The sequence below is a fragment of the Aeromonas hydrophila subsp. hydrophila ATCC 7966 genome, assembly GCF_000014805.1.
Classification (GTDB): domain Bacteria; phylum Pseudomonadota; class Gammaproteobacteria; order Enterobacterales; family Aeromonadaceae; genus Aeromonas; species Aeromonas hydrophila.
Genome location: NC_008570.1, coordinates 2,959,255 through 2,983,938, shown reverse-complemented (window position 1 = coordinate 2,983,938; position 24,684 = coordinate 2,959,255). Strand labels below are relative to the sequence as shown.

The window sequence follows — 24,684 nt, the reverse complement described above, 5'->3', positions numbered from 1 at the left end:
GGCAATCCGCCTCGTTAACGCATTGTATGCACTGAATGTCGGGATGACGAGCGCTGATTTCAAGCCCCACCCCACCCTCTTGCCCCCTACTATCCCAAATCAAATATGTATTGCATATGAACAAGGGGCTGACGTAGTATGCACGCCGTTCGGAGGGGTGGCAGAGCGGCTGAATGCACCGGTCTTGAAAACCGGCGATGGGCGACCATCCGTGGGTTCAAATCCCACCTCCTCCGCCATCTTCAGAAATGCCCCGGCAACCAACTTGGTTGCCGGGGCATTTGCTATCCGGACGCCGGTGTTTTCGGGTCATGGTGCCGTGCTGGATGTTGGCGGCTGGTATTTGCTGAGTATCAGCAGAGTGAGCAGGCAGCAGGCGGCGCCGGCGTAGAAGGTGAAGGCGGGGCCCAGGTTGTCCCACAGCAGGCCGGCCAGCAGGCTGGCCAGCAACATGGCGAGGCCACAGACGAGGTTGAAGAAGCCAAACGCGCTGCCGCGCAGATCCGCCGGGGCCGTGGCGGCCACCATGGCGGCCAGCAGCCCCTGGGTCATTCCCATGTGAATGCCCCACAGCATCACCCCTGCCAGCAGTACGACCCAGTGGGTGCTGGTCGCCAGCACCAGGTCGGCGGCAATCAGCATCAGCAACCCCCAGATCAGCAGGAGGCGGTGGCTCATGCGATCCGAGAGGCGGCCGAACGGGTAGGCGCTGAGGGCATAGACCAGATTCATCGCCACCATGACCAACGGCACCAGCGCCAGCGCCATGCCGCTTTGTTGGGCACGCAGCACCAGAAAGGCTTCGCTGAAGCGGGCCAGGGTAAACAGGGCGCCGATCAGCAGCACCCAGCAATAGGGTTTACCCAACCTGAGCAGGTTGTCGCGTCGCAGGGGGTTGCGGCGCTTGCGCCGGTCGCTCTCTTTGGGTTCCCGCAGGCCGATGGCGAGCAGGGCGACCGAGGCCAGCCCAGGAATGACCGCCAGCCAGAAGATGGCGCGAAAATCATCGTGCCAGAGCAGCATCAATCCGACGGCCAGCAGTGGCCCCAGCAGGGCACCGACCGTGTCGAGGGACTGGCGCAGGCCAAAGGCGGCGCCGCGCAGCTCAAGGGGGGTGAGGTCGGCCACCAGCGCATCGCGGGGGGCGCCGCGAATGCCTTTGCCAATTCTGTCCAGCAGGCGGGCGGTCAGTATCAACCCGCTGCCAGTGGCGATGGCGAACAGCGGCTTGGTCAGGGCTCCCAGCCCGTAACCCAGCAAAGCCAGCCCCTTTCGTCTCCCCAGATAGTCGCTCAAGGTGCCGGAGAAGACCTTGACCATCAGTGCCGTGGCCTCCGCCATCCCTTCGATGAGCCCGATGGTGAGGGCGCTGCTGCCGAGCACCGTCACCATGAACAGGGGCAGCAGGCTGTGGATCATCTCGGACGAGATGTCCATCAGCAGGCTGACGAAGCCCAGCACCCAGACCCCGCGCGGGATCTGGCGGGAGGGTGGGGCCGGGTCTTGTCTGTTGCCTGTCGTCATCGGGGGGAGCCTTGCCTTGCATCAATTCCCACAGAGCATAGTCAGCCCGGCGACCCAGAGGCGGCCGGGCTGACTTGCTGCGTGATTACTGTTCGATATCGAGCTCAGCCCGAACCGGTTGCCGGTTGCGCAGGGTCGAGATCAGCACCAGCGCGGCGATGGCTGCCAGCAGGGTGAAGGAGGCAGAGTAACGACTCAGCTCCAGCCCGCCCTTGCTGAGCGGCTTGTCCAGAAAATCCCCCACTACAGCCCCCAGCGGCCTGGTCAGAATGAAGGCGGCCCAGAACAGCAGGGTCCGCGACACCCGGGTCAGGTAGTAGGTCGCCACGATGGCGGCCAGCATGCCGCCGAACAGCACGGCGCTGCCTGCATACCCAAAGCCGGCCTCGTCTGCGGTCCAGTCACCCAGTGCGGTGCCCAGTGTCTGGGAGAACATGATGGTGACCCAGTAGAACAGCTCGGTGCGCGGCGTGGTAATGCTGCCGGTGGAGATGCTGCCCTGCAGCCGATACCAGAGCAGGAAGGAGCCCATCAGCAAGGCCAGCAGCAGGGTGGAACCACCGGCATAGCCCAGCCCGAGCGAGCGATCGGCAAAGTCTGCCAGGGTGGTGCCGACCGTGGTGGTGGCGATGATGGTGGTCCAGTAAAGGAGGGGGTTATAGGAGGTTGCCGCGATCTGCGCGCTGACCGACACGAAGAAAATTACGGCAAAGATGGCCGTGCTCACCAGATAACCGAGTTCCATCGACATGGAGACTGCGTCACCCCCCGTCTCCCCCAAGGTGGTCGCCAGAATCTTGATGACCCAGAACGCCAGGGTGATCTCTGGCACCTTGCTGATTGCTGCGCTGTTGCTGTTGTGCATGTTAACCCTCTCTCGCATCTGTCGTGTGACGAGGACTCGTCAGGGAACAGCCTCGCCGAGCAGTCTTAAGCAAAACTTAAGGACGAGCGGCCGTCTTGAAAAAGAGTGGTGCGAGCGCGAGGCGGGGAGGTGAGTCGTATATGCATGGCTGTTTTTTGAGCGATTGCATAACACGGGTATCTTAATTTTTCCTTAAGTATCGTCGGCTAGGCTGTCAGTTTGCTGATGATTGTTGATATACATCACATTATTGAAGATATTTGAAAATAGTATATTTGGTGTTTTCAGCACGCTGTTACTATCCGGCGCCAAATATCGGCGTGTCGACTCTGGTTCGGCTATTTCGACGTGTAATAAAGAAGCGTAACAGGGAGATATGCATGCCTTCTTTTCTTAGAATAAGAATTGTTCCATTTATTTTGTTATTGGCATTTATCTTTGCCTTCTTGCTCAACTGGCCAGTCCTGCTGCATTTTTATGAGATATTGACGCAGCTTGAGCATTTTAAAATCGGGTTTGCCATCTCCATTCCCATCGTATTGGTAGCGGCATTGAACTTTGTATTCATGCCATTCTCTGTGCGTTATTTCATCAAGCCTTTCTTTGCCTTTCTGTTTATCACCGGTGCCATTGCCAGCTACACCATGATGAAATACAAGGTGCTGTTTGATGGCGACATGATCCAGAACATCTTTGAGACTAACCAGAGCGAGGCTTACTCCTACCTGAGCGTGCCCATCGTGGTCTGGGTATTGCTGGCCGGAGTGCTGCCGGCGGTACTGCTGTTTTTCGTCAAGATAGAGTATCCGGCCAAATGGTATCAGGGCCTGTTGCAGCGCGGCCTCTCCATGCTGGCCTCGCTGGTGGTATTGGGGTTCATCGCCGCAGCCTACTATCAGGACTATGCCTCGGTCGGGCGCAACAACCAGACCCTGAACCGGGAGATCACGCCGGCCAACTACATGTACAGCACCACCAAGTATCTCTACAAACGCTATCTGGCGGAGCCGGTACCGTTCCAGCGCATGGGCGACGACGCCAAGCGGGTGGCCGGCAAGGAGAAGCCGACCATGATGTTCCTGGTGGTGGGGGAGACGGCGCGCGGCAAGAACTTCTCCATGAACGGCTATCACAAGGAGACCAACCCCTTCACCAGCAAGCAGGCGGGGATCATCTCCTTCAACGACGTGCGCTCCTGCGGCACGGCGACGGCGGTCTCGGTACCCTGCATGTTCTCCAACATGGGGCGCAACCAGTTCGACGGCAACCAGGCCCGCAACAGCGAAGGGCTGCTGGATGTGCTGCAAAAGAGCGGCATCTCCATCTTCTGGAAGGAGAATGACGGCGGCTGCAAGGGGGTGTGCGATCGGGTGCCGAACATGGTAGTCAAGCCCAAGGATCACCCCAAGTTCTGTGACAAGAACACCTGCTATGACGAGGTGGTGCTGGAGGGGTTGGACGACGAGCTGGCCGGCATGAAGGGGGACAAGCTGGTGGGCTTTCACCTCATCGGCAGCCATGGCCCGACCTATTACAAGCGTTATCCGGGGTCGCATCGTCATTTCCTGCCGGATTGCCAGCGCAGCGATATCGAAAACTGCACCGATCAGGAGCTGGAGAATACCTACGACAACACCATTCGCTACACCGATTTTGTGATTGCCAGCATGATCGAACGGCTGAAAAAATATGAAGACAAATACAACACGGCGCTGATCTATATTTCCGACCATGGCGAGTCACTGGGGGCATTGGGGCTCTATCTGCACGGTACCCCTTACAAGTTTGCGCCGGATGATCAGACCCGGGTGCCCATGCAGGTGTGGATGTCGCCCGGTTTTTCCAAAGAGAAGGGAATGAATCTCGATTGTCTGCAGCAGAAGGCAGCCAATACCCGTTATTCCCACGACAACCTGTTCTCGTCCATGTTGGGGATCTGGGATGTGAATACGGCGGTATATGACCAGCAGCTGGATATCTTCAGCCAGTGTCGCAGCGTGCAGTAACGCCATATTGAGATAAAGGGGAGCCTGGCTCCCCTTTTTATTTGGGCGCAGCCTGATGATGACCCGTGAGCGGCTTGCCAACCTGACCAGATGGGTCGGGTAAAGCGCGTTATCTGGTGTATGATGTCACTGCTCATTAATTGTGCTGTGCGCCAACGGGATGTGGCGGGGCTGACCGCCAGGGTAAGCGGCGAATTAATCTGCCAGCAGCTGAGTAATTTTATTTCGAGGGCAAGACTCGTCTTTTGCAAAAAAGTCGATATAAAGTGGGATGCCATGCTGGGCGGGGGCATTTTCCGGGCAGCCAGGGCCAAACTGGCCATGTCATCAGTGTCGACCGTTCACCGCCCACGGCCCATAACACATCTATTTGAAGGCCAAGGCGCGAAGGAGTGCAGTCTGTGCTTCCCGCTGCGGGTGGCCATGTTCAGCAACGTGACGCGCATGGCCATGGCCTCGCGTCGGTAGGGATCGGCAATGCGGCGTCATCTGTTTATCTGGTTAGGCCCGTTATGTAGCTTGTTGTTGTTGGGTGCGGCGCTGGCCGTGCTCTATCGTCTGACTCACCTCTGGCACTGGCACGACATCCGGCTGGCCATCTGGTCTTTGCCGCTGCCGCTGTTGGGCGGTGCCCTGTTGCTGACCCTGCTCAGCTATGCCTGTCTTTGCTGCTACGACATGCTGGCGGTGCACGCCCTCGGCAAGCGGCTGCCCTGGCAGCAGGTGGGGGTCACCTCGTTCATCGCCTACACCTTCTCCAATACTCTGGGTTTCGCCCTGCTGACCGGCTCGTCGGTGCGCTATCGCATCTACTCGTCGCTGGGGCTCGGCACCGGGGAGGTGGCCAGGATCATCGTCTTCTGCTCGGTGACCTTCTTCCTCGGCCTGCTGGCCTGGGGGGGCACGGCCCTGCTGGTGGGGCAGGCCACCACCTTGCTGCCGGACTGGCCGCTGTGGGCCGATCAGCTGCTCAACGTGGCGGGTGGGCTGGCGCTCTTGGCGGTGCTTGGCTACCTGTTCTGGCCAAAGCCCGCGCTGGTCTGGCGCGGCCACGAGCTGGTGTTGCCGGTATTCAGAACCCGGCTGCTGCAACTGCTGGTGGCGCTGCTGGACTGGATGGCCGCCGCCGCCGTGCTCTATGTGCTGCTGCCGGCGGACAGCGTCTCCTATCCGGTGCTGCTCAGTGCCTTCGTGCTGGCCAGCTTCCTCGGGGTGCTGGCCCATGTGCCCGGCGGGATCGGGGTGTTCGAGGCGAGCATGAGCCTGCTGCTGGCCAAATACCTGCCGGTGGACAAGCTCTTGGCCTCCCTGCTGCTCTATCGCTGCATCTACTATGTGCTGCCTTTCCTGTGCGCCCTGCTGCTGTTCACCAGCCAGGAGCTGTTGCAGCAGAAGGCGCGCTGGAGCCGGCTGCAGGGCATCATGACCGCGGTGCGCGAGTTCCTGCCGGCGCTGATCAGCCTGGGAGCGTTCGCGGCGGGCAGCCTGCTGCTCTGCTCGGGGATGATCCCCACCATGCGCGGGCGTATCGAGATGTTCCTGCAGGTATTGCCGCTGCACCTGCTGGAGCTCTCCCATGTGCTTGGCAGTGTCAGCGGCGTGCTGCTGATCCTGCTGGCCCGCAGCCTCTACCGGCGCCACGACGCGGCGTTTCGCATCACCCAGCTGCTGCTGGGGCTGGGGATGATCTTCTCCCTGCTCAAGGGGTTTGACTGGGAGTCGGCCCTGCTGCTCGGGCTGTTCCTGCTCATCATCACCCCCTGTCGCTCGTTGTTCTATCGCAAGGGCTCCCTGCTGCACGCCCAGTTCACTCCGGGCTGGCTCATCTCGGTGGGGGCCGTGCTGCTGGGGGCGCTCTGGCTGCTGCTCTTCTCCTACCGTCAGGTGGAGTATGACCACGCCCTCTGGTTTCACTTCTCGCCCCATGGCGCCGCCTCCCGCGGCTTGCGGGCCATGGGCAGCGTGGTGGCCGTGCTGGCCGTGGTCGGGGTGGCCCAGTTGCTGGCGCCGCTGCGGGTCTCCGGGCGCAAGCCGGAAGCAGAGGAGCTGGCCCGCGCCCATGCCCTGGTGCTGCGCGAGGGGGGCGGTCATGGCTACCTGGCCCAGCTTGGCGACAAGTCGCTGCTGTTTCATCCCGGCGGCGAGGCGTTTTTGATGTACGGCGTCGAGGGCAATGGCTGGATCGTAATGGGGGATCCCATCGGTCAGCCTGAGCTTATCGAGGAGCTGCTCTGGCAGTTTCGCGAGCTGTGCGACCAGCACGATGCCAGCCCGGTGTTCTACCAGGTGTCGGCCCGCTACCTGCCGCTCTACCTGGAGCTGGGCCTGATCCCGTTCAAGCTGGGGGAGGAGGCCATCGTCGATCTGGCGGCCTTCGAGCTGGCTGGCAGCCGGCTGCGCAACCTGCGCCAGAGCCATGCCAAGGGCAAGCGGGAGGGGCTGTCGTTCGAAGTGGTGGCGCCTGAATGCGTGCCTGCACTGTTACCGCGCCTCAAGGAGGTGTCTGACACCTGGCTGCAGAGCAAGCAGGGCAAGGAGAAGGGGTTCTCGGTGGGCAGCTTTGAGCCCACCTACCTCAGCCTGAGCCCGGCCGCGCTGGTGCGTCACGAGGGGCAGATCGTCGGTTTTGCCAACCTCTGGGTCAGCGACAACAAGGAGAGCCTCTCCATCGATCTGATGCGCTACAGCCTGGACACGGGCACGGCCCCCATCATGGACTTCCTGTTTGTCGAGCTGCTGCTGTGGGGCAAGGCCGAGGGTTACGCCAGCTTCAACCTCGGCATGGCGCCCATGTCCGGTTTCAACGATCACCCCCTGAGCGGCTACTGGACCCGGCTTGGCAACACCATCTTCACCCGGGGCAGTCGTTTCTACAATTTCCAGGGGCTCAGACGCTACAAGGAGAAGTTCTCGCCGGACTGGGAGCCGCGCTACCTGCTCTGTACCAGCAAGCTGGTGCTGCCGAGGGTGCTGACCAACCTGATATCCCTGATCAGCCGAGGCCCGTTCGGGCTCATCAAAAAATAGGAGTCGGCCATGAAAATCCTGTTATTGCTGCTGGCGTGCTGCGCCTTTTCGCTCTCTGCCGCGCCGGTGAAAGAGGAGTTGGGGCTGGTGGAGCTGCCGGTAGCGCAAGCCTCAAGTGCCCCCATGGTGGTGTTCATGAGCGGTGATGGCGGCTGGGCCGCGCTGGACAAGGGCCTCAGCGCCCAGCTGCAGCAGCACGGCATGCCGGTGGTGGGCTGGAGCTCGCTCACCTACTACTGGAAGAAGAAGGATCCAGAGCAGGTCACCGCCGATCTGGTGCGGATCCTGGATGATTACCAGTCCCGCTGGGGGCGCCAGCGCTGGCTGCTGGTGGGCTTCTCCTTTGGTGCCGAAATCGTGCCCTTCGTCATCAACCGGTTGCCCGAGCCTTATCGCAAGAGCCTGATCGGGGCCGTGATGCTCTCACCCTCGACCGCCTCCGACTTCGAGATCCACGTCAGCGACATGGTGACCCACGACAAGGCGGGCAGCTATCCCACCCAGCCCGAGGTCAACGCCATCCACACCCTGCCGATGCTCTGCGTGCAGGGGGCGGATGACGACTCGCCGGTGCGGCTCTGTCCCCGTCTGCAGCAGCCCAACGTGACCACGCTGACTCTGCCCGGTTCGCACCATTTCGAGGATGACTACCCGGTGCTGTTCAAGACCATTGCCAGCCATCTTTCACTGCAATAAATATCGCGCGCCGGCAGGAAATGTTGATTTAAATCAATGATTATTTCCTGCCGGTCCGATCCGTTTTCGCCCCGTCAGAATCTTTTTGCATTGACCTTTACAGGTGCTGATTGCTTCCCTACACTCTACTGAGCAACAACGTAAGAGTGGGGGCTACATGCGCGAACAAAAAGGCCATCTTGTTGATCAGGAAGTGGATTTCGCAGCTGATGAACAGCTGGTGTCCACCACGGATCTGCGGGGCGTGATCACCTACGCCAATGACAACTTCTGCCGGGTCGCCGGTTACAGCCGGGCCGAGCTGGTGGGGCAGCACCACAACATGGTGCGCCATCCCGACATGCCCAAGGCGGCATTTGCCGACTTGTGGGGCAAACTCAAGCAGGGCCAGCCATGGCGCGGCATGGTGAAGAACCGCTGCCAGGATGGTCGCTATTACTGGGTGGATGCCTATGTCACCCCCATCTTCGAGCAGGGCAAGATCAGCGGCTATCAGTCGGTGCGCTGGCGCGCCGATCCGCAGATGAAGCAGATCGCAGCCCGCACCTATGCCCGGCTGCGAGCGGCGGAGCAGGGCGGCGGCAAGCCCAGGATTTCGCTGGCGCGGCTGCGCCATGGGGTCGCGGTGGCCGGGTTGCTGGCGCTGGGCTGGCTCGGCACCGTGCAACTGGGCGGTTGGGCCGCGCTTTACATGGCGTTGCCGCTGATCTTGCTGGGGCTGCTCTATCGCCACGAGCTCATCACCACCCCCCGTTATCTGCAGCAACTGGCCGGCGAGTACGACAGCCTGACCCGGCTCATCTACTCGGGCCAGGAGCCAAGCGCCATCGCCGACTTCCACATCAAGCTGCTGCAGGCCCGCATTCGCACCGTGCTCGGCCGGGTGGATGATGCCACTCACGCCCTGCAGGATCTGGCGGTGCACCTGAAGAGTGCCTCCAGCGAGGCCAGCTCGGACATCGCCGAGCAGGATGCCCAAACCCAGCAGATGGCGGCCGCCATCACCGAGATGGCGAGCACGGCCCAGGAGATCGCCCGCGACATCCAGGACACCAACAGCCAGATTGCCGAGGCCAAGGCTCACTGCCAGCACACGGATAAGCAGTTGATCGAGACCGAGCACAAGATCACCGATCTGGCGAAGGAGGCGGAGCACGCCTTTGCCTCGGCGGTGGCGCTGGCCAGCGAGTCGGATCGCATCGGGGTGCTGATGGGGGAAATTCAGGGTATCGCCGATCAGACCAACCTGCTGGCGCTCAACGCCGCCATCGAGGCGGCCCGGGCCGGCGAACAGGGGCGCGGCTTCGCGGTGGTGGCGGACGAGGTGCGCACCCTGTCTACCCGCACCCACAAGGCGACCGAACAGATCCAGAGCAGCATCGGCCAGATCCAGCGCACCCTGAACGGCTGGAAGGGGATGATGCAGAACAACCTGCAACAGACCCAGGCCTGCGTAGAGATGACCCGGATGGGATCGGACAGCCTGCATCAGGTACTGACGGAGATCGAGCTGGTGATGGACTTCTCGGCCCAGATCTCGGCGGCGGCGGAAGAGCAGCAGGCGGTGGTGGAAAACATCAGCCAGAACGTCAACCTCATCTCCCAGCACTCCCATGCCAACAGCAGCAAGATGCACGACGTCGACGAGTCGAGCGAGATCCTGCTGACCAAGGCCAGACAGCTCAAGTCCCTGAGGCAGACCTTCGGCTAGTCGCCGCTGCCATCCATACAACAACAAGGCCACCCGCGGGTGGCCTTGTGCTGTCGGAATTTGGATCAGCCTGGGGACTCAGCCAGCGGAGCCCCCTTGTCGTGGTACATGGCGCGGTCGGCCTGGATGAGCCACTGCTCGGCGCGCCAGCCCGGCTGGTACTGGCTGATGCCGACGCTGATGCCGACCGTCAGCGGGACCCCTTCCACCTCGAACGGCGACTGCATGACGGCCCTGATCTGCTCGGCGATGGCATCGGCCTGCGCCTGATCGTGGCCCGGCAACAGCAGCACGAACTCGTCGCCGGCCAGTCTGGCGAAGAAGTGCTGTGGCCCGAGGCTGCGGCTGATCCGCTCCGCCAGCTGGCAGAGGAGGGCATCGCCGTGGCTGTGGCCGAAGTTGTCGTTGACCTGCTTGAAGTCGTCGAGATCGCAAAACAGCAGGCAGCCGGGGGCCGGGCCCTTGACCTGGGCATCAAGCCGCTCCATCAGGCTCAGCCGGTTGGGCAGGCCGGTGAGCGGGTCGCGGCGGGCGAGCTGCCAGATCTCCTCCTCCCGCTGGCGGCGCAAGGCGATTTCGCGATTGAGCCGCTGGTTGCACATCAATAGATAGAGGGCCAGCAGCAGGATCAGCACGCTGGCCGCCAGGCTCAGTAGGAACCAGGGACGCCAGAAGATCCACTGCTCGGAAGGGGCCTGATAGAGAAACTCGTGCAAGGAGACCGGCTTGGACACCAGTCCGATCTCGACCAGCTGCTGCATGATGTGGGTCATGCGATCGGGATTCATATACCCGATCTCCACATAGAGCGGCTGGATCATCTCCTTGCTCACCTGCAGCTCGTACTCCATGTGGGCCTGACTGCGGTTGACGCCATACTCCTTGCGCAGCAGGGCGATGGCTTCTTGCGGGTGGGCGAGGGCATAGCGCCAGCCCGCCAGGCTCGCGGCCCGAAACCGGGCCACCCGATCCGGATGGGCGCGCTCCTGCGCCTGGGTGGTGAACAGGATGTCGCTGTAGAAATCGATGCCGTAGTTGCGCGGATTGATGACGGAGACGGGGATGCCGCGCTCCTCCAGATAGAAGGGCTCGTTGCTGAGGTAGGCGTTGAAGATGTCGACCCGGCCCTCGATGAGATCCTCGATGTTGACCGAGGTGGGCAGCGGGATGAGCTGGTGCTCATTGAGCCCCTGATAGAAGAGAGTGGCCAGCAGTTCGGCGTCCTGATGGGCCGAAAACATCATGATCCGTTTGCCACGCATGTCGTCAACGGTGAGAATGCCGCTGTCACGGCGAGCAAGAAAGATGGACGGGGAGTGCTGGTAGACGCTGGCCAGCGCCAGCAATGGCTGGCCGCTGGCGTAGCTGGTGAGCACCTCGGTGTTGCCGACCCCGAAGTCGGCCCGCCCGCTCAGCACCTCTTCTACCGGGCTGATGTCCTTGCCGCCGGGCCGTATCTCGACGTCCAGCCCGGCACTGGCATAAAAGCCCTTGGCCTTGGCCATGTGATAGCCAACGAACTGGGGCTGATGCAGCCAGCGCAGCTGGAGTACGACCCGCTCCGGCGCTTCAAGGGTGGATTCGCTGGCCCGCAAGGGAACAGCATGACTGATGCCAATCAGCAGCAGCCAAAGCAGGTATCTCTTCATCCGTGCGAGTCTTGTTCTGAGTGTTCATGGGGTGCGACCCCGCAGGGTCATGTTCTTGTAATTAAAAACATTCTAAAGGGTTATTGATGTACCGGATACTAGCGCAGCACAAAGATTTCATGGTTATCAACAAGGGGCCCGGGCTCGGCATGCATGACGAGACCGACGAGGCCGGACTGCTCCATCCGGGGCTGGTCAGTCGGGTCAAGGCCGATACCGGTCTGCTGCTCTATCCGGTGCATCGGCTCGACAAGATGACCTCCGGGCTGGTGCTCTTGGCGCGCACCACCGAGGCCAACCGGGCCCTCAGCATGGCCTTTGCCGCGCGGGAAGTGAGCAAGCAGTATCTGGCCCTCTCCGATCGCAAGCCCAAGAAGAAGCAGGGCTGGGTGAAGGGGGACATGCAGAAGGGGCGGGGCGGCAGCTGGATGCTGACCCGCACACTCGACAACCCCGCCATCAGCTGGTTCGACTCCGTCTCGGTGCGCGAGGGCTTGCGGCTCTACCGGATCAAGCCCAGAACCGGCAAGACTCACCAGATCCGGGTGGCCTTGAAGAGCGTGGGGGCGCCGATCTTGGGGGATGCGCGCTACGGCGGCACGGCGGCCGATCGCGGCTATCTGCACGCCTGGCGCCTCGCGTTCACCCTGGCGGGGGAGGCGTTCGACTTCGTCTGCCCGCCCGATGAAGGCTCGTTGTTTGTGCTGCCCGAGTTGCACGCCGCCATCGCGGGGCTGGCCGAATGAAGGGAGCGACAGTGCCAGGAGTGCCGGATCTGCCCGCCAGCGGCTGGATCCTGGCGGATTTTGACGACACCCTGGCGCCGGATGACAGCCATGCCGGGCTGCTGCGTTTCATCCTGCGCCGCCGCATCTGGCCGCTGCTGCTGTGGCCGGTGATGGCGCTGGGTGGGCTGGTCTATCTGATGCCAAGCCAGCGTCGGCGCGGCATTTCACTGATCTGGTGGGCCATCACCCTCGGGCTGCCGCCGCTAGGGTGGCGACGCCTAGTGCGGGCCTATTGCCGCACCCGGCCTGGGCTGTTTCGTGAAGCTCGGGGCCTGCTGCTGGCCGAAGGGCTGCGCTGCTGGGTGCTCTCCGCCAGCCCTCGCGCCCTGGTACGGGGCCAGCTCCATCAACAACTGCCCGGCCGTCTGCCCCATCGCATTCTGGGTTCGCGGATGCACTATCGCCTCGGCGGCCTGATGCCGCGTTTTTACTGCCACGGCCGCCACAAAATCCTGCCCGGGATCCACGCCCTCGGCGCCACCCTGGCTCTGAGCGACAGCCTGCACGACTTGCCACTGCTGGCAGAGGGGCAGGTGGCGTGGCTCATCAACCCCACCCCGGCGCGGCTGCAACAGGCGCGGCAGGCATTGCCCCGCATCGAGCCCAGATACTGGTCCCTGTAAGGCAAAGCTGACAGCCTTGCGGGGCGCCACCGAGCGTGCCACAAGGCTGCGGCCTCAATGTCACAATCTATTTACATCTTTTGACCGTCCCCCCCGGCAAACTATCTGAACGCCGCCTCTTCTCTTCCGCCGCGCCGCCACCTCTAATGAAACAAGTTGTTAACAATATTGGTGGCGGCTGCCCGCAACGCCCCGGTGTTACCCTCTTCGTTATCAGTCAATCGCAAGGAGCGCATCATGACGACCACTTCTTCTGCCCGTACTCACACCATCAATCCGCTCGGCACCGATGGTTTCGAATTCGTCGAGTACACGGCGCCGGATGCCAAAGGGATTGTCGCCCTCAAGGCGCTGTTCGTCTCGCTGGGCTTTGCCGAGGTGGCGCAGCACAAACACAAGCAGTGCTGGCTCTACCGCCAGGGGGACATCAACTTCGTGGTCAATGCCGAGCCCCACTCCCAGGCCGAGCAGTTTGCCAGCCTGCACGGGCCGAGTGTCTGCGGCATGGCGTTTCGGGTGAGCGATGCCGGCAAGGCCCAGCAGTACGCCATCGGCAAGGGCGCCAAGCCGTTCGTCGGCAAGATTGGTCCCATGGAGCTCAACATACCCGCCATCTACGGCATCGGCGAGAGCACCCTCTCTTTCGTCGACCGCTACGGCGACAAGGGCTCCATCTATGACGTGGACTTCGTCTTCTATCCCGACTGGCAGGCGCGCATGGCCGAGGTGGATGCCGGGTTGTACGAGATTGACCACCTGACCCACAACGTGCAGCGCGGCAACATGGACGTCTGGTCCAATTTCTACGAGCGGATCGGCAACTTCCGGGAGATCCGCTACTTCGACATCGAGGGCAAGCTGACCGGCCTGCATTCCCGCGCCATGACCGCCCCCTGCGGCAAAATTCGCATCCCCATCAATGAATCTTCCGACGACAAGTCCCAGATCGAGGAGTACCTGCGTCAGTACAAGGGGGAGGGGATCCAGCACATCGCCATGGCGTCGAGCGACATCTACCACACCATCCGCACCCTGCGCGGCCGTGGCACCGGCTTTATGCCGACCCCGGACACCTACTACGAGAAGGTGGATAGCCGGGTCGAGGGGCACCAGGAGGATCTGGCGGCGCTCAAAGAGCTGCGTATCCTCATCGACGGCTCTCCCACCAAGGACGGCATCCTGCTGCAGATCTTCACCGACACCGTGATCGGCCCGGTGTTCTTCGAGATCATCCAGCGCAAGGGCAACGAAGGCTTTGGCGAGGGCAACTTCCAGGCACTGTTCGAATCCATCGAGCTGGATCAGATCCGCCGTGGGGTGCTCAATGATGCGTAACGGGAACCGCCACGGGCGGGTTGGTTGTCAAGCAAGGGAGGTTGGCGATGCGCAACTGGATTAACTTTCCCCACCGGGAGGGGACACACTCCCGCCAGGCTCATGCCGACCTGCCCGAGCAGGCCATCTATGAGCGCGAACTGGGCCGCTCCGGCTTTTTCGGGCCGGCCACCCACATGCACCACAAGCATGCCCCCACCGACTGGGTCAACTGGGAGGGGCCGCTGCGCCCGCGCCTGTTTGATCTCAATGCCCTCGGCGAGGAGGTGAGTTCCCTCTCCCCCTGGGTGATGCCGGATATTCTCAGCAACCCCCACTGCCGTTACCGCATCTGGCGCCTGCATGAGCCCATGCCGTTTCTGGTGCGCAACGCCGATGGCGACGAGCTCCTGTTCATCCATGAGGGGAGCGGCGAGTTCTATTGCGACTACGGTCACCTGACCCTGCGCGATGGCGACTACCTGGTGATCCCCCGCGGCACCATGTGGCGCATCGAGCCGACGGCGCCCCTGTTCATCCTGATGATCGAGGCGACCAACGACAGCTACCAGTTGCCGGACAAGGGGCTGGTGGGCAATCACGCCATCTTCGACCCGGCGGCGCTGGACGTGCCGGCCATCAACGAGCGCTTCCTGGCCCAGCAGGATGAGAACCCCTGGTCGCTGCAGGTCAAGCGTCACAACCAGGTCTCGGTCATCACCTGGCCGTTCAACCCGCTTGACGCGCAGGGTTGGCACGGAGATCTCTGCGTGGTGCGCCTCAACTGGCGGGACATCCGCCCGCTGATGAGTCACCGCTACCACCTGCCGCCCTCGGCTCATTCCACCTTCGTGGCGAGCCGGTTCGTGGTCTGCACCTTCGTGCCGCGCCCCATCGAGAGCGATCCCGGTGCCCTCAAGGTGCCCTTCTACCACAGCAACGACGACTACGATGAGGTGCTCTTCTACCACGCCGGGGATTTCTTCAGCCGGGACAACATCGAGCGGGGCATGGTCACCTTCCATCCCGCCGGGTTCACCCACGGTCCCCATCCCAAGGCGTTTGCGGCAGGGCAGGCCTATGCCAAGAAGTTCACCGACGAGGTGGCGGTGATGCTCGACACCCGCGATGCGCTCAACGTCGGCAGCCTGTGTGACGGAGTGGAAAACCCGCGTTACGTCACCAGCTGGCTGCGCCCGGAACTCACGCCAGCCACGAACGGCAAATAAAAGGAATCCCTATGAAACTGGCAACCCTGAACAATGGTAAACGGGACGGCGCCCTGGTGGTGGTGAGTCGCGATCTGAGCCGCGCGGTGCGCGTGCCGCAGTTGGCCGCCACCCTGCAGGCGGCCCTCGACGAGTGGGCCGAACTTGCGCCCAAACTGACCGCCGTCTATCAGAAGCTCAACGATGGCGCCTGCGCCGACGCCTTCCCGTTCGACGAGACGGCCTGTCTCTCTCCGCTGCCGCGCGCCTACCAGTGGGCTGACGGCAGCGCCTACGTCAACCACGTGGAGCTGGTGCGCAAAGCCCGCGGTGCCGAGATGCCAGAAAGCTTCTGGCACGATCCCCTGATCTATCAAGGGGGCTCGGACAGCTTCCTGCAGCCCCGTGGCACCATCCCGATGGGGTCGGAGGAGTGGGGCATCGATTTCGAGTCGGAGATCGCCGTCATCACCGACGACGTGCCGATGGGCACCAGCCCGCAGGCGGCCGCCGGCCACATCAAGCTGCTGATGCTGGTCAATGACGTGAGCCTGCGCAACCTCATCCCGGGGGAGCTTGCCAAGGGCTTTGGCTTCTTCCAGTCCAAGCCCTCCAGCAGCTTCTCGCCGCTGGCCATCACGCCGGACGAGCTGGGGGATGACTGGCGCGACGGCAAGGTGCATCTGCCGCTTGAGACCCACCTCAACGGCGCCCTGTTCGGGGCTCCCGATGCCGGGGTGGACATGACCTTCAACTTTTATGAGCTGATCGCCCACGCCGCCAAGACCCGGCCGCTCGGGGCGGGCTGCATCATCGGCTCGGGCACCGTCTCCAACTACGACCGAAGCCGCGGCTCATCCTGCCTCGCCGAGCTGCGAATGCAGGAAATTATCGAGTCAGGTCAAGCCACTACACCCTTTCTGCGCTTTGGTGATACAGTGTCCATCGCGATGCAGGATCGCAACGGGATGAGTCTGTTTGGCACCATTTTGCAGCGGGTCACGCCGGCGGGGGCCAGTCAGACGAAGTGAGGGGCCAGCATGGATACGAGGCCGGCTGGTGAGCGGCAGGTGCCCTTGCACCTGCCAACACAGGGACAGATTATGTTGCAGTTGTTTGGATATTGGCGTTCATCGGCAAGTTATCGGGTACGGATCGTGATGCAGCTCAAGGGGCTCGATTATGAGCAGCATCCGGTCAATCTGCGGCAGGGCGAGCAGCGCGAGAAGGCCTATCGCCGGCTCAACCCCCAGGGGCTGGTGCCGTTTCTGGTGGATGGCGAGGTGCAGGTGGGTCAGTCGGTGGCCATCATGGAGTACCTCGACGAAACCTACCCCGCCCACCCGCTGATGCCCTCGGCCCCGCAGGAGCGGGCCCGGGTACGCCAGATCGTCAACATGATCGCCTGCGACATCCATCCCCTCAACAACCTGCGGGTGCTCAACTATCTGGAGCAGTCGCTGGGGCAGGGCAAGGCACACCGCGACGAGTGGTATCGCCACTGGATTGACGAGACCTTCACCGCGCTGGAGCAGCTGCTGATGACCACCGCCGGCATCTATTGCGTCGGCAACGAGGTGACCCTGGCCGACTGCATGCTGGTGCCCCAGGTCTACAACGCCCGCCGCTACGACATGTCGCTGGAAGACTACCCCACCATCAATCGCATCGTCGCCAACTGCGAGCAACTGCAGGCGTTTATCAAGGCCGCGCCAGAGCAGCAGCCGGATGCCCAACCCTGACATACGGCAGGCCGGGCCCGGTCATCCCGACCCGGCCTGCCGTGTTCACTCTGCCAACTCCCTCCCTTCCCGTTCGCCTCAGGGCGTTCCGTTGCAGCCATGGCGCCGAAAGCCGGGCCGCTCGCCCAGGCGCTGGTAGTAGTCGTTCACGGCCGGCAGCAACGGACGATCATAGGGCGTCTCCAGCCAGCGGTTGACCGACAGCCCGATGGGAATATCCGCCAGCGAGAAGTGGGGGCCGGCCACATATCCCCCGGTTGCTTGAAGCTGTCTCTCCAGGATCTCCATGCAGTGAGACCACTGCAGGCAAGCTGCGTGAAGGGCCTGATGGTCTTGATGCTGGGGGGAGCGCCGCACCAGCGACAGGAAGGCGTAGCGCCAGGCGCTGTTCAAGTCCGATGCCTGCCAGTCAATCCATTGATCGACCCGGGCCCTTGCTCTCGCCTCGACGGGATAGAGCGCGTTGTCGCCGTAGCGCGTCGCCAGGTAGCGGATGATGGTGTTCGATTCCCACAGGGTGAAGTCGTCATCCTGAATGACCGGCACCATGGCATTGGGGTTGAGTGCCAGAAACGCCGGGGTGTCCGTCGGCTTGAAGCCGGCACCCCATTCCTCCAGCTCGAACGGGAGATCCAGCTCGGCGCAGGTCCACAGCACCTTGCGCACATTGATGGAGGAGGCTTTGCCCAGTATCCGTAACATCTTTTCGTCCTTGTCGGGGGAATGGCCGGCTTGCCGCAGGCCTACAGCCCCTGCTTACACGGCCATCGAGGCCCAACACAGTCACCGACCGTGCGGGGCCCTGATTGCATCGATTGGCGAGTCAGCCGTGGGTGGTCTTGGGCTGGAAGAAGGCGATGAACTTGCCGAATTTCTCCCCGTCGTAGCTGTCCCCCTTCTCCAGCAGCCCGGTGTTGAAGGATTCCAGCAGCTTGCCCTTGGCATCCAGCACGTAGAAGTGGGGCACCCCCAGATACTCGGGATAACCTTTGAGGAAGGATTCGTTCTTGTTCTGCTTGCTGACGTTCACCTTGACCACCACGAAGGTGCGGTTGAGCTGACTGGCAAGATCGGGTTGTTGGTCCAGAAAGTGGTTCATCTCCTGGCACCAGCTGCACCACTCGCCGCCCACCAGCAGCAGGACTTTCTTGCCCTCGGCACTGGCCTTGGCGGTGGCGGCGGCGAGATCGCGGGCCGGGTCCCGCTGCTCGTCATAGCCCTGGCTGTAATCGGGTAGGCTCTGGCTCCAGAGGTGGCCGGCGCTGTACGCCTCGCCATGAAACAGGGCGGTGCCAAGCACCAGCGGCAATAGCAGTCGGTTCATCACGTGCTCCTTGTGTTGTTGTGGTTGCTTCCAAGCCGCAACAATGTGACACGAGCGAGCCCGGCCGCCAAGGGTGAGATGGGCGCTTGTTATGCAAAAAGCGGGAATGGGTCGGCGGGAAAAAACCAAGCCCCTCGCAGGAGGGGCTTGGCATTGAGGCAAAGGAGGTTGCCGGCAGATCAGTAACCCTGCTGGTGGACGTCCATCACGGCGCGACCGGACGGGTCGGCCATCTCTTTGAACTTGGCATCCCACTCCAGCGCGGTCGGGGTGGAGCAGGCGACCGACTTGCCGTAGGGCACGGTACGGGCGGCGGACTCCAGCGGGAAGTGCTCGTCAAAGATGGCGCGGTAGAAGTAGGCCTCCTTGGTGAGCGGGGTGTTGACGGGGAAGCGGAAGGCCGCCGCCTCGAACATCTGATCCGTCACCTCTTCCTCGACCATGGCTTTGAGGCTGTCGATCCACGAATAGCCCACGCCATCGGAGAACTGCTCCTTCTGGCGCCATGCCACTTCGTGGGGCAGCAGATCCTCGAATGCTTCGCGCAGGATGTGCTTTTCGATCTTGCCCTTGCCGCACATCTTGTCGGCAGGCTGCAGGCGCATCGCCACGTCCATGAACTCCTTGTCGAGGAAGGGCACGCGACCCTCCACCCCCCAGGCGGCCATCGACTTGTTGGCGCGCAGGCAGTCATAGAGATGCAGCGAGGCGAGCTTGCGCACGTTCTCTTCGTGGAACTCGCGGGCGTTGGGCGCCTTGTGGAAGTAGAGGTAGCCACCGAACAACTCGTCGGAGCCTTCGCCGGAGAGCACCATTTTGATCCCCATCGCCTTGATGTAGCGGGCCATCAGATACATGGGCGTGGAGGCGCGGATGGTGGTGACGTCATAGGTCTCGAGGTGATAGATGACGTCCCGCAGGGCATCCAGTCCCTCCTGCACGGTGAAGTGGATCTGGTGGTGGATGGTGCCGAGGTGATCGGCCACCTTGCGGGCGGCGGCGAGATCCGGCGAGCCTTCCAGGCCGACGGCGAAGGAGTGCAGCTGGGGCCACCAGGCTTCGCTCTTGCCATCATCTTCAACCCGACGGGCGGCATAGAGCTTGGTGATGGCGGAGATGACGGACGAATCCAGCCCGCCGGAGAGCAGCACGCCATAGGGCACGTCGCACATCAGCTGGCGCTTGACCGCCGCTTCCAGCGCGGCTTTCAGCTCGGCCTTGTCACTGACGTTGTGCTCGACCGCGTCATACTCCATCCAGTCGCGTTTGTACCACTGTTTGAGCTCTCCATCCTTGCTCCACAGGTAGTGTCCCGGCGGGAAGGTTTCGACGCTCTTGCAGACCGGTACCAGCGCCTTCATCTCGGAGGCGACGTAGAAGTTGCCGTGCTCGTCGCGGCCGGTATAGAGGGGGATGATCCCCATGTGGTCGCGACCAATCAGGTAGGCATCCTGCTCCGCGTCATAGAGGATAAAGGCGAAGATGCCGTTGAGATCGTCCAGAAACGCCGGGCCCTTCTCCTTGTAGAGGGCCAGCAGCACCTCGCAGTCGGAGTGGGTCTGGAACTGGAAGTCGACCTTGAGGCTCTTCTCCAGCTCCTTGTGGTTGTAGATCTCGCCGTTGACGGCCAGCACGTGGGTGCGCTCGGGGTTGTAGAGCGGCTGGGCGCCGTTGCCCGGATCGACGATAGCCAGGCGCTCGTGCACCAGAATGGCTTTGTCGGAGCTGTAGACGCCGGACCAGTCAGGACCGCGGTGGCGCAATCGCTTGGACATCTCCAGCGCCGATTTGCGCAGCGCGGCCGCATCGGATTTGATGTCCAGAATGCCGAAAATAGAACACATTGGCGGTAATCCTCTTGATTTTTATATGAGCCCCCCACGTTCGGGCTCGAAATTCCATTTACATTCCTCGCCAATCACAATGCCTAGTGCAAAAACCTTTTGCAAGCGGGAAAACCGCAGAAAATCATGCCGTACACGTCAACCCGGTCGGCCTGAAAAAGGGTGGCTACGGCGGCCTGGGTTGACGCAGACGTCAAGTCGCGGCGGGCTCGAAGATCACGTAGAGCTTGCGGCAGGGGGTGAGGGTCTCCCACTCCCCGACAAAGCCGGCCGGGATGACGAACTGATCGCCGGGCTTGAGGGGCAGCCTGCCGCCTTGGCCGTCGTGGATCACCGCCTCGCCCTCCAGCAGCTGGCAGTATTCGTGCTCGGTGTAGTGGATGGCCCAGCGGCCCGGCTCGCAGGCCCAGAAGCCGACGTGAAACTGCTGGCTCGGGTCGGAGTAGTGGTTCCATACCGTCTGGCGCGGATTGCCGGCGCGCAGGCGCTCGGGGGCCGGTATCAGCGGGGTGGGGACCACCTCATTGCGGTCGAGCAGGATCCAGTCGTTGAGGGTCTTCATGCTGCCTCCTTGGCAGGGATAAAAAACGGGGCCATCCAGGCCCCGTGATTGTTCGTTTTATTAAACGAGGTTGCGCATAACGTAAACGATACCGTTCCCCTTGCCAAGGGGGCCGCGGCTCCCCATCAGCGTGGCTGCAGCCGCTTGATGACGTGGCGGGCAAAGCCGCTGCCCGCTTCGTCGTAGACGTTGAACACCGCATCCACCCCTTGCTCTTTCAGGGAGGCGATGTCGTCCTCGAAGCGGACGATGGCGGCAATCTTGCCGGCAAAGCCGTGGCTGCGCAGCTTCTCGATGGCGTAGAGGTTGCCCGAGTGGTGGGGCATGGCCAGCAGCACCAGGTTGACCTGGTTGGAGAGCAGCACCTTGTCCCAGAAGTCGGTATCGGTGGCGTCCCCCTCGATCACGTTCATGCCCTGGGCGCGCAGGGTGGGCAGTTTCTCGCTGTCGTTCTCCACCCCGAGGATCACGGTGCCGTACTTGTTCTCCAGCTCGAAGTAGGCACCCTGACCGATCCGTCCCATGCCGAGGATGATCACCTCGGCATCGCCGAGCTCGATGGGCCTGTCCTCTGGATGCAGGGTGGTAGCCTGCATGCCGCGCAGCCAGTTGCCGAGCCGATGGTAAATGCGCTCGCTCTGGCCGTTGAGGGGAGCCGAGATCATGAAGCTGGCCGCCAGCGCCAAGGAGAGCGCAACCAGCCACTCGTGGGAGATCCAGCCCGCCTTGGCGGCGATGGCCGCGACGATGAGACCGAACTCCGAGAAGTTGGTGAGCGCCAGGGTGGAGAGCAGGGCTGTACGCACCCGCAGGTGGGCGCCGCTGTAGACCAGGTAGTAGAGCGCGCTTTTCAGCGGTAGGGCCAGCACCAGGGCCAGCGCCAGCAACATGGTGTCGTGGGTTGGCAGGCCGTTGAGGCCGATGGTGAGAAAGAAGCAGATGAGAAACAGATCTTTGAGGTTGAACAGCGACTTGGCCAGCCCAGCGGAGGCGGGGTGGGAGGCGATCAGCATGCCGATGACCAGCGCCCCCAGATCCGGTTTGAGCCCCACCACTTCGAAGCCGGCGGCTCCCACCACCAGCGCCAGGAAGATCCCGAACAGCACCTGCAGCTCGCCGTGACCGGCCCGCTCCAGCAATTTCAGCAGCAAGGGGCGCAGCAGCGGCAGCCCCAGGATCCAGAGCGCCCAGATGCTGGGCCACTGACCGCTGGAGACTGCCAGGAAGGCCACCGCGAACAGATCCTGCATCACCAGCACGCCGACGGCGAGACGGGCATAGAGGGCGTTCATGTCGCTGCGCTCCTCCAGCACCTTGACCGCAAACACGGTGCTGGAGAAGGAGAGGGCAAAGCCCAGCAGCAGTGCGAGCCGCCAGTCCAGCGACATGGCCAGTGCCAGTCCGAGCCCCTTGCACACCAGCAGCACCACGGTGAACAGCAGGGTGGAGAGCAGTAGGTGCAAACTGGTGGTACCCCAGACATCGCGCCGCATCAGGATCTTGACGTTGAGCTTGAGGCCGATGGTGAACAGCAGCAGGGTGACGCCCAGATCGGCAATTTCGTTCAGGGCCGGGGTGTTCTGATAGCCCATGCCGTTGAGCAGAAAACCGGCCGCCAGAAAGCCCAGCAGGGGCGGCAGGCCGATGAGGTTGACCAGCATGCCGCAGCCAAAGGCCACGGCGATCATGACAGGTTCCATTACGCGTCCTTCAGGGGTAACGAGGCAGACCTGGACCTTGCGCCAGGCCGGCCCGTCAGCCGGCAGGGATCAGACGATGTCGATATCCACCACCGAGTCGAAGATGTGGTTCGGCCGAAACGGCATGCGGTCGATGTCGGCCACCTTGCTCACCCCGGAGAGTACCAGCACCGTCTCGAGGCCGGCCTGGAAGCCCGCCAGAATGTCGGTGCGCAGGTTGTCGCCGATGATGATGGTGTCGTCGGAGTGGGCCTCCATCCGGTTGAGCGCCGCGCGGATGATCCAGGCGCTCGGCTTGCCGACATAGAACGGCTTCTTGCCGGTCATCCGCTCGATGGGGGCGCACAGGGCGCCGCAGGCCGGGTGCATCATGGGGCCGTGGGTATCCGGGTTGGTGGCGATGAAGCGGGCCCCCTGATCGACGAACTTGGCCCCCAGCTGCATCATGGTCCAGTTGTAGTTGCGGGTCTCGCCCACCACCACGAAGTCGGGGTCGATGTCGGTGATGGTGAAGCCGGCCTTGTAGAGCTCGTGGGTCAGCGCCCCTTCGCCGATCACATAGGCCTTCTTGCCGTCCTGGCGCTTGAGAAAGTCGGCGGTGCCCATGGCGGAGGTGTAGAAGCACTCCTCCGGCACCTCGATCCCGGCGGAGCGGAAGCGGTTTTGCAGATCTTTCTGGGTCTGGGCCGGGTAGTTGGTCAGAAACAGCAGCTTGCTGCCCTGCTCCAGCAGGCGATGGACGAAGCGGTCGGCACCGGGCACCAGATCGTTGTTGTGCAGGATGACGCCGTCGATGTCGCAGATGACGTTTTTCTTCATGGGGACTCCTTGTGTAGGCGCAAGAGGCGGCGGAAAGTTGCGCCAACTCTCAAGATCTTCAAATAGTTATGTTGTTTTTGTGACGCCATTATAAGTCTGTTTGATGACAAGTCTCCCCCATAAACAGAGATAGGTGCACAATGAACGATAGAGGGGAGGGATCCGCTCTGCCACTGGCTGGTCCCGCTGTCTGTGAACCGATGGAGCCGTCATCATGGATAACTTTATTGCCGGTCTGCCCAAGCTGGAGCTGCACCTCCATATCGAAGGCTCGCTCGAGCCGGAACTGATGTTTGCCCTGGGCCAGCGCAACGGCGTGGCCCTGCCCTGGCCTGACGTGGCCAGCGTGCGCGCCGCCTACGAGTTCGACTGTCTGCAATCCTTCCTTGATCTCTACTACCTGGGGGCCAGCGTGCTTATCACCGAGCAGGATTTCTTCGACCTCACCTGGGCCTATCTGGAACGCTGCGCCGCCGACAAGGTGGTGCACGTGGAGATTTTCTTCGACCCCCAGACCCACACCGCCCGTGGCGTGCCCTTCGCCACCGTGCTGGGCGGCATCGAGCGGGCGTTGCAGACCGGGGAGAAAGCGTTTGGCATCAGCTGGCGGCTCATCATGAGCTTCCTGCGCCACTTGAGCGAGGAGGATGCCTTTGCCACGTTGGCGCAGGCCACTCCCTTTCTGTCGCGCATTCACGGCATCGGGCTCGACTCGGGGGAGCGGGGCAACCCGCCCAGCAAATTTGCCCGGGTCTTTGCCCGCTGCCGCGAGCTGGGGTTGCCGGTGGTGGCCCACGCCGGCGAAGAGGGGCCGGCGGACTACATCTGGCAGGCCATCCGGGAGCTTGAGGTGCGGCGCATCGATCACGGGGTGCGCTGCGTCGATGATCCCGATCTGCTGCGCTATCTGGCCGATACCCGGCTGCCGCTCACCGTTTGCCCCCTCTCCAACACCCGCCTCAAGGTGTTTGACAAGATGGCCCACCACAACGTACTGGCGCTGCTGGAGCAGGGGCTGTGCGTCACCATCAACTCCGACGATCCCGCTTATTTTGGCGGCTACATAAATGCCAACTTCCACGCCCTGGCCCATGAGCTGGGGGCCAGCATGAACCAGCTCTGCCGCTTGTCACTGAACGCGGTGGAGGCGAGCTGGCTGAGCCTGGCCGACAAGGCGCGGCTGACCCGGGAGATCAGAAGCTACGCCGCCTGCTACGGGGTCAGCCTCCATTAGCCTGCGGCGCCGGCAAGCATGACAGGCAGAAAACGACGCGCCCACCAG

The 24,684-nt window shown here is 62.5% G+C and carries 20 protein-coding genes and 1 tRNA gene; 12 read left to right on the top strand and 9 right to left on the bottom strand.

Annotated features, from left to right (window positions below):
- Positions 1 to 151 precede the first annotated feature (151 nt).
- Positions 152 to 239 (top strand) — tRNA-Ser (locus AHA_RS13500).
- Positions 240 to 309: 70 nt separating this feature from the next.
- Here AHA_RS13500 and AHA_RS13495 read toward each other — a convergent pair.
- Both AHA_RS13495 and AHA_RS13490 read right to left on the bottom strand, forming a co-directional pair.
- Positions 310 to 1,524, bottom strand: coding sequence for an MFS transporter (locus tag AHA_RS13495; RefSeq protein WP_011706487.1), 1,215 nt, complete (start codon positions 1,522 to 1,524; stop codon positions 310 to 312).
- Between the two features lie 85 nt (positions 1,525 to 1,609).
- Positions 1,610 to 2,389, bottom strand: coding sequence for a COG4705 family protein (locus tag AHA_RS13490; protein WP_011706486.1), 780 nt, complete (start codon positions 2,387 to 2,389; stop codon positions 1,610 to 1,612).
- Between the two features lie 380 nt (positions 2,390 to 2,769).
- Here AHA_RS13490 and AHA_RS13485 point away from each other — a divergent pair, with 380 nt between their 5' ends.
- From AHA_RS13485 to AHA_RS13470, 4 genes are all read left to right on the top strand, one after another.
- Positions 2,770 to 4,395: an MCR-3-related phosphoethanolamine--lipid A transferase gene (locus AHA_RS13485; protein ID WP_011706485.1), complete on the top strand. Its 1,626-nt coding sequence runs from the start codon at positions 2,770 to 2,772 to the stop codon at positions 4,393 to 4,395.
- Positions 4,396 to 4,872: 477 nt separating this feature from the next.
- Entirely contained in the window at positions 4,873 to 7,422 is a 2,550-nt protein-coding gene (gene mprF / locus AHA_RS13480) for a bifunctional lysylphosphatidylglycerol flippase/synthetase MprF (protein ID WP_011706484.1), read from the top strand.
- A gap of 9 nt (positions 7,423 to 7,431) precedes the next feature.
- The gene (locus AHA_RS13475; protein ID WP_011706483.1) at positions 7,432 to 8,118 is read left to right on the top strand and encodes an AcvB/VirJ family lysyl-phosphatidylglycerol hydrolase; all 687 of its coding nucleotides are present in this window, start codon (positions 7,432 to 7,434) and stop codon (positions 8,116 to 8,118) included.
- A 157-nt stretch (positions 8,119 to 8,275) separates the two neighbouring features.
- Positions 8,276 to 9,829: a methyl-accepting chemotaxis protein gene (locus tag AHA_RS13470; protein WP_011706482.1), complete on the top strand. Its 1,554-nt coding sequence runs from the start codon at positions 8,276 to 8,278 to the stop codon at positions 9,827 to 9,829.
- Positions 9,830 to 9,894: 65 nt separating this feature from the next.
- Here AHA_RS13470 and AHA_RS13465 read toward each other — a convergent pair whose 3' ends face one another.
- Positions 9,895 to 11,478 (bottom strand): GGDEF domain-containing protein, encoded by a 1,584-nt coding sequence (locus tag AHA_RS13465; protein WP_011706481.1) that lies wholly within the window; start codon positions 11,476 to 11,478, stop codon positions 9,895 to 9,897.
- An 86-nt stretch (positions 11,479 to 11,564) separates the two neighbouring features.
- Between AHA_RS13465 and AHA_RS13460 the strand changes: the two genes are divergently transcribed.
- The 6 genes from AHA_RS13460 (at position 11,565) to maiA (ending at position 17,153) form a co-directional block, all read left to right on the top strand.
- Positions 11,565 to 12,224: a TIGR01621 family pseudouridine synthase gene (locus tag AHA_RS13460; RefSeq protein WP_011706480.1), complete on the top strand. Its 660-nt coding sequence runs from the start codon at positions 11,565 to 11,567 to the stop codon at positions 12,222 to 12,224.
- On the top strand, positions 12,221 to 12,889 hold the full coding sequence (locus AHA_RS13455; RefSeq protein WP_011706479.1) for an HAD family hydrolase: 669 nt from the start codon (positions 12,221 to 12,223) through the stop codon (positions 12,887 to 12,889). Before AHA_RS13460 ends, AHA_RS13455 begins: the two co-directional genes overlap by 4 nt.
- Positions 12,890 to 13,126: 237 nt before the next feature.
- A complete protein-coding gene (gene hppD, locus AHA_RS13450; RefSeq protein ID WP_011706478.1) occupies positions 13,127 to 14,224 on the top strand; it encodes a 4-hydroxyphenylpyruvate dioxygenase in 1,098 nt (365 codons plus the stop codon).
- Positions 14,225 to 14,271: 47 nt separating this feature from the next.
- Complete coding sequence (locus tag AHA_RS13445; RefSeq protein WP_011706477.1) at positions 14,272 to 15,432, top strand: homogentisate 1,2-dioxygenase; 1,161 nt, start codon at positions 14,272 to 14,274, stop codon at positions 15,430 to 15,432.
- Between the two features lie 11 nt (positions 15,433 to 15,443).
- Positions 15,444 to 16,442, top strand: coding sequence for a fumarylacetoacetate hydrolase family protein (locus tag AHA_RS13440; protein WP_011706476.1), 999 nt, complete (start codon positions 15,444 to 15,446; stop codon positions 16,440 to 16,442).
- Positions 16,443 to 16,514: 72 nt separating this feature from the next.
- A complete protein-coding gene (gene maiA / locus AHA_RS13435; RefSeq protein WP_039214563.1) occupies positions 16,515 to 17,153 on the top strand; it encodes a maleylacetoacetate isomerase in 639 nt (212 codons plus the stop codon).
- Between the two features lie 78 nt (positions 17,154 to 17,231).
- Here the strand turns inward: maiA and AHA_RS13430 are convergent, their stop codons facing one another.
- From AHA_RS13430 to AHA_RS13405, 6 genes are all read right to left on the bottom strand, one after another.
- Positions 17,232 to 17,855 carry a glutathione S-transferase family protein gene (locus AHA_RS13430; RefSeq protein ID WP_011706474.1) on the bottom strand — a complete coding sequence of 208 codons (624 nt, stop codon included), beginning with the start codon at positions 17,853 to 17,855 and terminating at the stop codon, positions 17,232 to 17,234.
- 121 nt (positions 17,856 to 17,976) lie between these two features.
- The gene (locus AHA_RS13425) at positions 17,977 to 18,477 is read right to left on the bottom strand and encodes a thioredoxin family protein (RefSeq protein ID WP_011706473.1); all 501 of its coding nucleotides are present in this window, start codon (positions 18,475 to 18,477) and stop codon (positions 17,977 to 17,979) included.
- A gap of 179 nt (positions 18,478 to 18,656) precedes the next feature.
- Positions 18,657 to 20,321, bottom strand: a complete 1,665-nt coding sequence (asnB, locus tag AHA_RS13420) for an asparagine synthase B (protein WP_011706472.1) — start codon at positions 20,319 to 20,321, stop codon at positions 18,657 to 18,659.
- Between the two features lie 193 nt (positions 20,322 to 20,514).
- Entirely contained in the window at positions 20,515 to 20,883 is a 369-nt protein-coding gene (locus tag AHA_RS13415) for a cupin domain-containing protein (protein ID WP_011706471.1), read from the bottom strand.
- A gap of 125 nt (positions 20,884 to 21,008) precedes the next feature.
- Entirely contained in the window at positions 21,009 to 22,583 is a 1,575-nt protein-coding gene (locus AHA_RS13410) for a cation:proton antiporter family protein (RefSeq protein ID WP_011706470.1), read from the bottom strand.
- Positions 22,584 to 22,652: 69 nt separating this feature from the next.
- Positions 22,653 to 23,402 carry an HAD-IIA family hydrolase gene (locus AHA_RS13405; RefSeq protein WP_011706469.1) on the bottom strand — a complete coding sequence of 250 codons (750 nt, stop codon included), beginning with the start codon at positions 23,400 to 23,402 and terminating at the stop codon, positions 22,653 to 22,655.
- Between the two features lie 214 nt (positions 23,403 to 23,616).
- On the opposite strand from AHA_RS13405, the gene AHA_RS13400 reads away from it, so the two are divergent.
- Complete coding sequence (locus AHA_RS13400) at positions 23,617 to 24,636, top strand: adenosine deaminase (RefSeq protein WP_011706468.1); 1,020 nt, start codon at positions 23,617 to 23,619, stop codon at positions 24,634 to 24,636.
- Positions 24,637 to 24,684: the final 48 nt, after the last annotated feature.

Coding starts and splice junctions, on each gene's coding strand:
- AHA_RS13495 (WP_011706487.1), bottom strand. CDS start 1,524: ATGACGACAGGCAACAGACAAGACCCGGCCCCACCCTCCCGCCAGATC.
- AHA_RS13490 (WP_011706486.1), bottom strand. CDS start 2,389: ATGCACAACAGCAACAGCGCAGCAATCAGCAAGGTGCCAGAGATCACC.
- AHA_RS13485 (WP_011706485.1), top strand. CDS start 2,770: ATGCCTTCTTTTCTTAGAATAAGAATTGTTCCATTTATTTTGTTATTG.
- mprF (WP_011706484.1), top strand. CDS start 4,873: ATGCGGCGTCATCTGTTTATCTGGTTAGGCCCGTTATGTAGCTTGTTG.
- AHA_RS13475 (WP_011706483.1), top strand. CDS start 7,432: ATGAAAATCCTGTTATTGCTGCTGGCGTGCTGCGCCTTTTCGCTCTCT.
- AHA_RS13470 (WP_011706482.1), top strand. CDS start 8,276: ATGCGCGAACAAAAAGGCCATCTTGTTGATCAGGAAGTGGATTTCGCA.
- AHA_RS13465 (WP_011706481.1), bottom strand. CDS start 11,478: ATGAAGAGATACCTGCTTTGGCTGCTGCTGATTGGCATCAGTCATGCT.
- AHA_RS13460 (WP_011706480.1), top strand. CDS start 11,565: ATGTACCGGATACTAGCGCAGCACAAAGATTTCATGGTTATCAACAAG.
- AHA_RS13455 (WP_011706479.1), top strand. CDS start 12,221: ATGAAGGGAGCGACAGTGCCAGGAGTGCCGGATCTGCCCGCCAGCGGC.
- hppD (WP_011706478.1), top strand. CDS start 13,127: ATGACGACCACTTCTTCTGCCCGTACTCACACCATCAATCCGCTCGGC.
- AHA_RS13445 (WP_011706477.1), top strand. CDS start 14,272: ATGCGCAACTGGATTAACTTTCCCCACCGGGAGGGGACACACTCCCGC.
- AHA_RS13440 (WP_011706476.1), top strand. CDS start 15,444: ATGAAACTGGCAACCCTGAACAATGGTAAACGGGACGGCGCCCTGGTG.
- maiA (WP_039214563.1), top strand. CDS start 16,515: ATGTTGCAGTTGTTTGGATATTGGCGTTCATCGGCAAGTTATCGGGTA.
- AHA_RS13430 (WP_011706474.1), bottom strand. CDS start 17,855: ATGTTACGGATACTGGGCAAAGCCTCCTCCATCAATGTGCGCAAGGTG.
- AHA_RS13425 (WP_011706473.1), bottom strand. CDS start 18,477: ATGAACCGACTGCTATTGCCGCTGGTGCTTGGCACCGCCCTGTTTCAT.
- asnB (WP_011706472.1), bottom strand. CDS start 20,321: ATGTGTTCTATTTTCGGCATTCTGGACATCAAATCCGATGCGGCCGCG.
- AHA_RS13415 (WP_011706471.1), bottom strand. CDS start 20,883: ATGAAGACCCTCAACGACTGGATCCTGCTCGACCGCAATGAGGTGGTC.
- AHA_RS13410 (WP_011706470.1), bottom strand. CDS start 22,583: ATGGAACCTGTCATGATCGCCGTGGCCTTTGGCTGCGGCATGCTGGTC.
- AHA_RS13405 (WP_011706469.1), bottom strand. CDS start 23,402: ATGAAGAAAAACGTCATCTGCGACATCGACGGCGTCATCCTGCACAAC.
- AHA_RS13400 (WP_011706468.1), top strand. CDS start 23,617: ATGGATAACTTTATTGCCGGTCTGCCCAAGCTGGAGCTGCACCTCCAT.